At 74.4% G+C, this 9,998-nt stretch carries 8 protein-coding genes; 1 reads left to right on the top strand and 7 read right to left on the bottom strand.

Annotated elements, in window-relative coordinates; translation table 11 throughout:
* Window positions 1-130 precede the first annotated feature (130 nt).
* Window positions 131-1,006, bottom strand: coding sequence for a sigma-70 family RNA polymerase sigma factor (locus ACFWJ4_RS25515; RefSeq protein WP_380547390.1), 876 nt, complete (start codon window positions 1,004-1,006; stop codon window positions 131-133).
* A 229-nt stretch (window positions 1,007-1,235) separates the two neighbouring features.
* Here ACFWJ4_RS25515 and ACFWJ4_RS25510 point away from each other — a divergent pair, with 229 nt between their 5' ends.
* Window positions 1,236-2,678, top strand: coding sequence for a PLP-dependent aminotransferase family protein (locus ACFWJ4_RS25510; RefSeq protein WP_380547316.1), 1,443 nt, complete (start codon window positions 1,236-1,238; stop codon window positions 2,676-2,678).
* A gap of 136 nt (window positions 2,679-2,814) precedes the next feature.
* Here the strand turns inward: ACFWJ4_RS25510 and ACFWJ4_RS25505 are convergent, their stop codons facing one another.
* The 6 genes from ACFWJ4_RS25505 to ACFWJ4_RS25480 all read right to left on the bottom strand — a co-directional run bounded on the left by ACFWJ4_RS25505 (window position 2,815) and on the right by ACFWJ4_RS25480 (window position 9,916).
* Complete coding sequence (locus ACFWJ4_RS25505) at window positions 2,815-3,006, bottom strand: DUF6126 family protein (RefSeq protein ID WP_380547315.1); 192 nt, start codon at window positions 3,004-3,006, stop codon at window positions 2,815-2,817.
* A 32-nt stretch (window positions 3,007-3,038) separates the two neighbouring features.
* Entirely contained in the window at window positions 3,039-3,674 is a 636-nt protein-coding gene (locus ACFWJ4_RS25500; protein ID WP_359897928.1) for an XRE family transcriptional regulator, read from the bottom strand.
* An 83-nt stretch (window positions 3,675-3,757) separates the two neighbouring features.
* On the bottom strand, window positions 3,758-5,470 hold the full coding sequence (locus tag ACFWJ4_RS25495; RefSeq protein WP_380547387.1) for a pyruvate dehydrogenase: 1,713 nt from the start codon (window positions 5,468-5,470) through the stop codon (window positions 3,758-3,760).
* 118 nt (window positions 5,471-5,588) lie between these two features.
* Entirely contained in the window at window positions 5,589-7,994 is a 2,406-nt protein-coding gene (locus tag ACFWJ4_RS25490; RefSeq protein WP_380547313.1) for a glycoside hydrolase family 65 protein, read from the bottom strand.
* 227 nt (window positions 7,995-8,221) lie between these two features.
* Window positions 8,222-8,971: an HAD family hydrolase gene (locus ACFWJ4_RS25485; RefSeq protein ID WP_380547311.1), complete on the bottom strand. Its 750-nt coding sequence runs from the start codon at window positions 8,969-8,971 to the stop codon at window positions 8,222-8,224.
* A gap of 144 nt (window positions 8,972-9,115) precedes the next feature.
* A complete protein-coding gene (locus ACFWJ4_RS25480) occupies window positions 9,116-9,916 on the bottom strand; it encodes a VOC family protein (protein WP_380547309.1) in 801 nt (266 codons plus the stop codon).
* Window positions 9,917-9,998: the final 82 nt, after the last annotated feature.

The following is a 9,998-nucleotide window of genomic DNA, read 5'->3' as shown; positions in this document are numbered from 1 at the left end:
GGGGGGGGGGGGTACTCCCCCCCCCCGGGGGCCGCAAGCGGCCCCAACCCCCCGGCGGGCATCACCCCGCCCGCCCCCCACCTGGCCCCGCGCCGGGGCCCCCCCCCCCCCGCCGGGGCCCCCCGACCGGTCACGCCGTGAGGCCCAGGGCGGCCAGGCGGACGGGATCGGTGAGGATGTCCATCGCGGTGATGCGGCCCCCGTGGACGGTGAACGACATGACCGACAGCGGACGGCCCTCGGCGAAGGACACCACCCCGGGCGAGCCGTTGACCAGCACGATCCGGCCCTCGGCGGCGAAGCGGGCGAACGTGATCGCCTGCGAGGCGACGTCCGCCGCACCGCGGCGCAGCGCGCTCGGGACCAGCGTGCCGCCGTCCGACCGGGCCACCACGTCCGGGTCGAGCACGGTCAGCAGGGCGTCGAAGTCGCCGCCCCGGGCGGCGCTCAGGAAGGCCTCCACCACCGTGCGCTTGCGGGCGTTGTCGGAGTCCGCGGCCGGGGTGGCGCCCTGGACCCGGCGGCGGGCGCGGCTGGCCAGCTGCCGGGTGGAGGCGGAGGTGCGGCCCAGCACCTCGGCGATCCCGTCGAAGGGCACCTCGAACATGTCGTGCAGCACGAAGGCCACCCGCTCCGCCGGGGAGAGCGTCTCCAGCACCACCATCAGCGCGATCCCGACCGAGTCCGCGACCAGGACCTCGTGCACCGGGTCCAGCGCCGACAGCCCGCCGACCACCGGGTCCGGCAGCCGCACCCGGTCCTCCTGCTCGGGCATCGGGTCCTCCCGGCGGGAGGCGCGGGAGCGCAACTGGTCCAGGCAGACCCGGCCGACGACCGTGGTGAGCCAGGCCCCGAGGTTGCGCACCCCGCCCGCGTCACTGCGGCCCAGCTTCAGCCAGGCCTCCTGGACGGCGTCCTCGGCCTCGGCGATCGACCCGAGCATCCGGTAGGCCACCGCTCGCAGTTGGGGGCGCTCCGCCTCGAAACGCCGGGCCAGTTCGGCCAGTTCGGCGGGTTCGGCAGGCTTGGCCGGTTCGGTCGGTTCGGTCGGTTCGGCCGGGGGGATTTCCTCGCTCACCCTGTCACATCCTCGCGTCGGGATCCGTCGGTCCAGTGACGGACGCTAACCGACCGGGAGGACACCATGACCACCACCCGGATCGCCGACCGCTCGGGCAAGGCCGTCCCCGACGACGTCCGGCACCCCGCCGCCCCGCCACGCGAGAATGGGGGTTGTGAGCACCTCCCGGACCACCTCCTGGACCACCTTCGGCGGCGACCTGCACCTGGACCTCACCGAGCGACGGGCCGCCGGCGCCGGGCTGCGGGCCGCCCTGGAGGACGCGCTGCGCGAGGCCGTCCAGGACGGGCGGCTCGCCCCCGGCACCCGGCTGCCGTCCTCCCGGGCGCTCGGCGAGGACCTCGGGATCGCCCGCAACACCGTGGTCGAGGCGTACGGCCAGCTCACCGCGGAAGGCTGGCTCAGCTCCCGGCAGGGCTCCGGAACCACCGTCGCCCGACGGGCCGCGCCGGAACCGCCCCAGGGCCGGCGGCCGGCCCCCCGACCGTCGCCGGGGCGCCCGACCGCCCGGTACGACCTGATGTCCGGACGGCCCGACCTCTCGCTCTTCCCCCGCACCGCCTGGCTCGCCGCCGCCCGCCGCGCCCTCGCCACCGCACCGCACGAGGCCCTCGACTACGGCAGCCCACTCGGCCGGATCGAACTGCGGCAGGCGCTCACCCACTACCTGGCCCGGGTCCGCGGCGTCCGCACCGACCCCGACCACCTGCTCGTCTGCACCGGCGTCACCCAGGGCCTCGGCCTGCTCTGCGCCGCCCTGCGGGAACGCGGCGCCCGCGCTCTGGCCGTCGAGGAGTACGGGCTGCCGCCGCAGCACGCGGTCGCCCGGGCCGCCGGGCTCGCCACCGCCCCGGTGCCGCTGGACGCGGACGGCGCCCTGGTCGACCGGCTCGACAGCCGGGCGGGCGCCGTCCTGCTCACCCCGGCCCACCAGTACCCCACCGGCGCGGCGCTCTCCGCCGACCGGCGGGCGGAGGCGGTGCGGTGGGCGCGGGAGCACGACCGGTACGTCGTCGAGGACGACTACGACGGCGAGTTCCGCTACGACCGGCAGCCGCTCGGCGCCATGCAGGCGCTGGACCCGGAGCGGGTGGTGTACGCCGGAACGGCCGCCAAGAGCCTCGCACCGGGCCTGCGGCTGGCCTGGCTGGCCCTGCCGGACGCGCTGGTCGAGCCGGTCGCCCGGCTCAAGGCGCTGGCCGACACGATGTCCCCGGTGCTGGACCAGCTGACGCTGGCGGAACTGATCACCTCCGGCACCTACGACCGCCACGTGCGGCGCTGCCGCCTGCACTACCGGCGCCGGCGCGACCACCTGGTCTCGGCGCTCGCCGAACACGCCCCGCACGTCCGGGTCACCGGCATCGCGGCCGGCCTGCACGCCGTGCTCCAGCTGCCGCCCGGCTCCACCCCGGAAGCCGAACTCGTCGCCCGTGCCCAGCAGGCCGGCCTCTCCCTCGGCGGCCTCAGCCGGCACCGCGTCACTCCGGCCACCGCCGAAGCCCCGCCCGCCCTGGTCATCGGTTACGCCACCCCGCCGGAGCACGCCTTCGCCGGGGCCGTCCGGGCCCTGTGCGAGCTGCTGCGCGGGGCGTGAGCGGGGCGGGCGGCGGGCCGGGCCGGTGATGCCGGGGCCCCGCCGCCGGGGTCGGCCGGCGGGCGGGGCCGGTTCGGGGAGGTGGTCCGCCCGCCTCCCTCGGGGGTGGGGGCGGGCGGACGGTCAGGGGTTCGAACTACTTGTTGCGGCTGCCCAGTTCGAACAGGAGGATGATGAAGCCGGCGAAGATGTGGATGCCGGCGGTGTAGATCACCAGGCGGTGGTAGACGCGCTTGTTGGCCCACTTGCCGGCGTCCATGGTCTTCGGACCCGCTGCGGTGTCGGCGCCGGCGGCCGGGGTGGCGGTGGTGGTGGTGGGATCGGCCATGGTGATCTCCTCCGGGGTGTTCTGACGGCTGGTCAGTGAACGGCGGCGGGGCCGCCGCCGAGGCAGAGTTCGCCGCCGGGGCTCTGCAGCAGGGTGTGGACGAAGAGCAGTTCGACGCCGCTGTCCGACTCCGCGGCGATGCAGTGCGGCGTGAGCGAGTCGTAGTGGGCGGAGTCGCCCACCCCGAGCTGGTGGACGCGGTCGCCGAGGGTGACCCGGAGCGCGCCCTTCAGGACGTACAGCCACTCCTCGCCCGGGTGGACCCGGACCACCGAGTCCTGCACGCCCGGCGGGACGTGCACCCGCAGGGCCTGCATGGCGCGGCCGGGGGCGCCGGCCCGCCGGTAGCCCCAGCCGCCGGCCCGGCCGGGCTCGATGGCGCCGCCGCGGACGATCGGGTCCGGCTCGGCGAGGGTCTCGCCGAGCAGGCCGGAGACCGAGGTCCCGTACGCGCGGGCGAGGCCGAGCAGGACGGGCAGCGAGGGCTGCCGTCTGCCGGTCTCCAGCCGGGACAGATAGGCTGGGGAGAGCCCGACCCGTCCGGCGGCCACCTCCAGCGTGAGGCGACTGCTGAGCCGGTGCTCACGGAGGCGGGCGGCGAGGCCGGCGACCTCCTGGTCGTCGAGCTGTTCGCCGGTCGTGGCGGCACCGGTGGAGCTGCTGGTCATGTGTCCAGTGGACACCCGGCGTGCCGCAGGGGCAAGAAATTTGCCTCAGAGGCAAGAGCCCGAAGGGGACCGCGTCCCCGCGCTCACGGCCGCGGGATGTTCCGCAGATTGCTCCGGGCCAGGTCGATCATGCGCCCGACGCCGCCCGAGAGCACCGTCCGGCCCGCCGCCAGGGCGAATCCCTTCAGCTGGGCGGCGGTGATGTGCGGCGGGATGGACAGCGCGTTGGGGTCGGTGACCACGTCCACCAGGGCCGGGCCCGGCCGCTCCAGCGCCTCCGCCAGCACCTCCCGGACCCGGGCCGGCTCGGTGACCCGCTTGGCCTGGATGCCCATCGCCCGGGCGATCCCGGCGTAGTCCACGTCCCCGTTGTCGATCTCGGACTCCGGGTAGCCGGAGACCAGCATCTCCAGCTTGATCATGCCCAGTGCGCCGTTGTTGAAGACCACCGTCTTCACCGGCAGCCGGTGCTTGGCCACCGTGAGCAGCTCGCCGAGCAGCATGCCGATCCCGCCGTCGCCCGCCATCGCGACCACCTGCCGCCCCGGGCAGGCGAGCTGGGCGCCGATCGCGTGCGGGAGGGCGTTGGCCATCGAGCCGTGCAGGAAGGAGCCGATCACCCGGCGGCGGCCGTTGGGCCGGAGGTAGCGGGCGGCCCAGACGTTGTTCATGCCGGTGTCCACGGTGAACACCGCGTCCTCGGCGGCCACCTCGTCCAGCACCGAGGCGACGTACTCGGGGTGGACCGGCAGGTGCTTCTCGATGTCCCGGGTGTACGCGCCGATCACGTCCTCCAGCGCCCGGCAGTGCTTGCGCAGCATCCCGTCCAGGAAGGCGCGGTCCCGGGTGGTGTCCAGCAGCGGCAGCACGGCCCGCAGGGTGGCGGCCACGTCGCCGTGGACGGCCAGGTCGAGCGGGGTGCGGCGGCCGAGCCGGGTGGCGTCGTGGTCGACCTGGACGGTGTGCGCCTGCGGCAGGAAGGAGTCGTACGGGAAGTCGGTGCCGAGCAGCAGCACCAGGTCGGCGGAGTGCAGCGCCTCGTGGCAGGCGCCGTAGCCGAGCAGTCCGCTCATGCCGACGTCGTACGGGTTGTCGAACTGGATCCACTCCTTGCCGCGCAGGGAGTGGCCGATCGGCGCGTTCAGGGCCTGCGCGGCCGCCATCACCTCGGCGTGCGCCGCACGCACCCCGGCGCCGCAGAACAGGACCACCTTGCGGGCCGCGTTGAGCAGCCGGGCCAGCTCCTGCACCTGGGACCAGGGCGGCGCGGCGACGGCCTCCTCGGTGAGGAAGTGGCTGGTTCCGGTGGGTGCGGCGGCGGTCAGCGCGGCGACGTCCCCGGGGAAGGCGAGCACCGAGACGCCGTGCGAGCCGAGCGCGTGCTGGACGGCGACCCGCAGCAGGCGGGGCAGCTGGGCCGGGGTGGAGAGCATCTCGCACCAGTTGCTGCAGTCGGTGAACACCCGCTCGGGGTGGGTCTCCTGGAAGAAGCCGGTGCCGATCTGCCCGGACGGGATGTGGGAGGCGAGCGCGAGCACGGGCAGGCCGCTGCGCTGGGCGTCGTACAGGCCCTGGATCAGGTGGGTGTTGCCGGGGCCGCAGGACCCGGCGCAGACCGCGAGCCGGCCGGAGAGTTCGGCCTCGGCGGCGGCCGCGAAGGCGCCGGCCTCCTCGTTGCGCACGTGCACCCAGCTGATGCCGTCGGCCCGGCGGATCGCGTCCACCACGGGGTTGAGGCTGTCGCCGACGACGCCGTAGACCCGCTCCACCCCGGCCTGCCGGAGCACTTCCACCATCTGCTCGGCCACGCTCACCACGGCTGTGCTCCTTCGGTCGCCACGGGACACCTGCACCCTCCGCCGGGGAGGTGACGGGCGCAGCCGGGGCGGGCCGAAGGAGTGAGCGGGGTACGGGCTACTCGGCCGCCAGGTGGTCCTGCTGACCGAGCTTGCCGGCCGCGAGGCCGGCCTGGGGCTGACGGCGGCCGGGTTCGCGGCCCGGGGGCTGGGCGACCCGCTCCTGCGCGGGCGGGACGGTGGTCGCCAGGGTGACCGGGGACCCGGACTCGACCCGCACCGCCTCGCCGTCGTGCCGCAGGTGGAGGACCTCGCCGCGGCGCAGCGTGTACGTCGTGCGCTCATGGGTGATCTCGACGCCGAGCAGGTGCCCGCGCACCAGCAGCGAGAAGCTCAGCCGCATCAGCCCGGACGGCAGCCGCGGCCGGAACGAGAGCGTCTCGCTGTGGTCGCGCAGCCCGCCGAAGCCGGCCACCAGGGCGATGCAGGCCCCGGCGAGCGAGGCCATGTGCAGGCCGTCCCGGGTGTTGCCGCCGAGGTCGTGCAGGTCCATCAGCGCCGCCTCGGCCGTGTAGTCGTAGGCGAGGTCGAGCTGGCCGACCTCGGCGGCGATGACCGCCTGGGTGCAGGCGGAGAGCGAGGAGTCCCGGACGGTCAGCCGCTCGTAGTAGGCGAAGTTGCGGGCCTTCTGCTCGTCGGTGAAGGCATCACCGCGGACCTGCATGGCGAGCACCAGGTCGGCCTGCTTGACCACCTGCTTGCGGTACAGGTCGAAGTACGGGAAGTGCAGCAGCAGCGGGTACTTCTCCGGCGGGGTCCGCTCGAAGTCCCAGACCTGGTGGTGGGTGAAGCCGTCGGCCTGCGGGTGGACGCCGAGGTCCTCGTCGTACGGGATGTACATCGCGGCGGCCGCGTCGCGCCAGGCGGCGGTCTCCTCGGTGTCCACGCCGAGCAGCGAGGCCTCGTGCGGGTGGCGGACGGCGGCCTCGGCGGCGGCCCGCAGGTTGCTCTGCGCCATCAGGTTGGTGAAGACGTTGTTGTCCGCGACGGCGCTGTACTCGTCGGGGCCGGTGACGCCCTCGATGCGGAACCTCCCGGACACGTCGTGGTGGCCGAGCGAGCGCCACATCCGGGCGGTCTCGACGAGCAGTTCGAGCCCGTACTCGCGCTCGAACTCGGCGTCGCCGGTGGCCCGGACGTAGCGGGCGACGGCGGCGGCGATGTCGGCGCCGATGTGGAAGGCCGCGGTGCCGGCCGGCCAGTACCCGGAGCACTCCTCGCCGCGGATCGTCCGCCACGGGAACACCGCGCCGGACAGGCCGAGTTGGGCGGCCCGCTCGCGGGCCAGCGGCAGGGTGGTGTGCCGCCAGCGCAGGGCCTGGTTGACGGCGGCGGGCAGGCAGTAGGTGAGCACCGGCAGGACGAAGGTCTCGGTGTCCCAGAAGCTGTGCCCGTCGTAGCCGGGCCCGGTCAGGCCCTTGGCGGGGATGGCCCGCTCCTCGCTGCGGGCGCCCGCCTGCAGGACGTGGAAGACGGCGAACCGGACGGCCTGCTGGAGTTCGACGTCGCCCTCGATCGCGATGTCGCTGGTCTCCCAGAACTCCTTGAGGAACGCGGCCTGTTCGGCGACCAGCCCGTCCCAGCCGGTGTAGCGGGCGGCGGTCAGCGCGGCCTCCACCTGGTCCCGGACGGCGGGCAGCGAGCGGGTGCCGGACCAGCCGTAGGCGATGAACTTGGTCAGCCGCAGCCGCTGGCCGGCCTTGAGCACGGTGGTGGCGCTGATCCGGCAGTGGTCGGCCTCGGACTCGGCGACGGTGTCGGACTTCTCCGGGCCCTCGATGATGTGGTCCATCCCGGCCGCGACCCGGATGCCGCTGTAGCGGGTGCGGTGCACCAGGACGGCCTTGGTGGCGCTGGCGTGGTGCGCCTCGGGCTGCAGCGGCGCCTCCATCACGGCGGCGGCCCGCGGGTCGCCCTCGGGGCCGCCGGGCAGCTGCTCGTTGGCGACCAGCTCGGACTGGAGCACGATCCGCACCGGGCCGTCCACCGCCTCGACGCTGTACTCGACGGCGGCGATCGCGCGCTGGGTGAGCGAGACCAGCCGGGAGGAGCGCACCTTGATCGTCCGCCCGGCCGGGGAGGTCCACTCGGCCTCACGGTGCAGCAGGCCCTCGCGGAAGTCCAACCAGCGCTTGTGGCTGACGAGTTCGCCGTAGCGCAGATCGAAGGGCTCGTCGTCCACCAGCAGCCGGATGATCTTGCCGTTGGTCACGTTGATGACGCTCTGGCTGGACTCCGGGTAGCCGTAGCCGCCCTCGCCGTACGGCAGCGGGCGCAGCTCGAAGACACCGTTGAGGTAGGTGCCGGGCAGGCCGTGCGGCTCGCCCTCGTCCAGGTTGGCGCGCAGGCCGATGTGCCCGTTGGACAGCGCGAAGACGGACTCGGCGCGGGCCAACGCGCCCAGGTCGAGGCCCTGTTCGGTGATCTGCCAGGGGTCGATCGCGAAGTTGTCCCCGGGACTCATGCGCCCACCTCGCTGCGCTCGGCAGGGGCATTCGCCCACACGCACCTTTCGATGATTCGCTCGCCGCGCTCGCTCATGCGCCCACCTCGCCGCGCTCGGCAGGGGCATTCGCCCACACGCACCTTTCGATGATTCGCTCGCCGCGCTCGCTCATGCGCCCACCTCGCCGCGCTCGGCAGGGGCGTTCGCCCGCACGCGCCTCTCGATGATTCGCTCGCCGCGCTCGCTCACGCGCCCCCCTCCCCCAGGAGCTCGGAGAGGTCCTGGACGACCACGGTCGCTCCGTCCCGGCGCAGTTCGGCGGCCTGGCCGGTGCGGTCCACCCCGACCACCGCGCCGAAGCCGCCGGCCCGGCCGGAGGCGACCCCGGCGAGCGCGTCCTCGAAGACCGCGGCGCGGGCGGGTTCGACACCGAGGGCGCGGGCGGCGTACAGGTAGGTGTCGGGGGCGGGCTTGCCGGGCAGGCCCTCGGCCTTGGCGACGTTGCCGTCCACGATCACCTCGAACAGCTCCTCGATCCCGGCCGCCCGCAGCACGTCGCGGCAGTTGGCGCTGGAGGAGACCACGGCGCTGGGCAGCCCGGCCGCGCGCAGCCGGTGCACGTAGTCCACCGAGCCCTGGTACGGCTGGACGCCCCGCTCACGGATCAGCCGCAGCACGGTGTCGTTCTTGGCCCGGCTGATCCCTTGCACGGTACGGGAGTTGGGCGGGTCCTCCGGGGTGCCCTCGGGCAGTTCGATGCCCCGGCCGAGCAGGAACGCGCGGGTGCCGTCCAGGCGCGGGCGGCCGTCCACGTAGGTGTCGTAGTCGGTGACGGCGTCGAAGGGGACGAACTGCCCGCCGGTGCGGTCGGCTTCGGCGCGCAGGAAGGCGTCGAAGGTGTCCTTCCAGGCCGCGGCGTGCACCTTCGCGGTCTGGGTGAGCACCCCGTCGAGGTCGAAGAGGAAAGCACGGATGTCGTCCGGTAGCCCCAGCATGGGTGCAGTCTTACCCGGGAACGGGGGGAAGCCGCCCATTTCCCGGCGGCGCGTCGCGGGAAGGGCGGCTTCCGGCTGCCCGGCCGGGACCGGACCGGACGGGACCGGACCGGACCGGACGGGACCGGACCGGACCGGACGGAGTTACGGCGAGTCGGGCATCTGCGCCTCGGGCGGCTCGACGACCGCGAAGACCGCGCCCTGCGGGTCCTGGACCACCGCCATCCGGCCGGACTGCATGTCGAAGGCCGGCTGGATCACCGAGCCGCCGGCCTTGACCAGGGCGTCCACCGTGGAGTCGGCGCTGTCCACCGAGAAGTAGGTCATCCAGTGCGAGGGCGTACCGGGCGCCAGGTAGCCGGGCATCGCCTGCATGCCGCCCACCGTGCGGTCGCCGACGTTGAGCGAGAAGTAGCCGTCCATGCCCTGGATGGTGGCCGGGCGCAGCCCGAGGGCCGGCTGGTAGAAGCTGCCGGCCGTCCCGGTGTCGGCGGTGTTGAGCTCGTTCCAGACCAGCGCGCCGGGCTCGTTGACCACGCCGGCGCCGATGAAGTCCATCGCCTGCCAGACCCCGAACACCGCGCCGGTCGGGTCGGCGGCGACCAGCATCCGGCCGATCGTGCCGACGTCCATCGGGTCGTACAGGACGGTGCCGCCGGCCTCCGTGATGGAGGTCCGGGCCGCGTCGGCGTCGTCCGAGGCGAGGTAGGTGGTCCAGGCGACGGGCGGCACCGGCTGGCCCTCGGGCGCCATCTGCGCCATGATCCCGGCGACCGGCCGGCCGTTGAGGTGGCACACGGCGTAGCCGCCGAATTCGGCCGGGCCGACCTCGCCCTGCCAGCCGAACAGGTCGCGGTAGAAGTCGAGCGCGGCCTGCTGGTCGCTCGCCATCAGGTCGACCCAGCACGGGGTGCCGGGCGTGTACGGATCGGTGACTACGGGCATTGCTGGGCCTCCCGGAGGCGGTGGTGGCCGGCTGTGGTGGTCGGGACGGTCGGGCCGTCGTCCGGGCCGGGCCGGGCGGGGG

The sequence above is a fragment of the Kitasatospora sp. NPDC127067 genome (genome assembly GCF_042724755.1).
Classification (GTDB): Bacteria; Actinomycetota; Actinomycetes; order Streptomycetales; family Streptomycetaceae; genus Kitasatospora; species Kitasatospora lactacystinica.
Note: the sequence above shows the minus strand (reverse complement) of the source record. Positions and strands in the feature narration are given on the sequence as shown.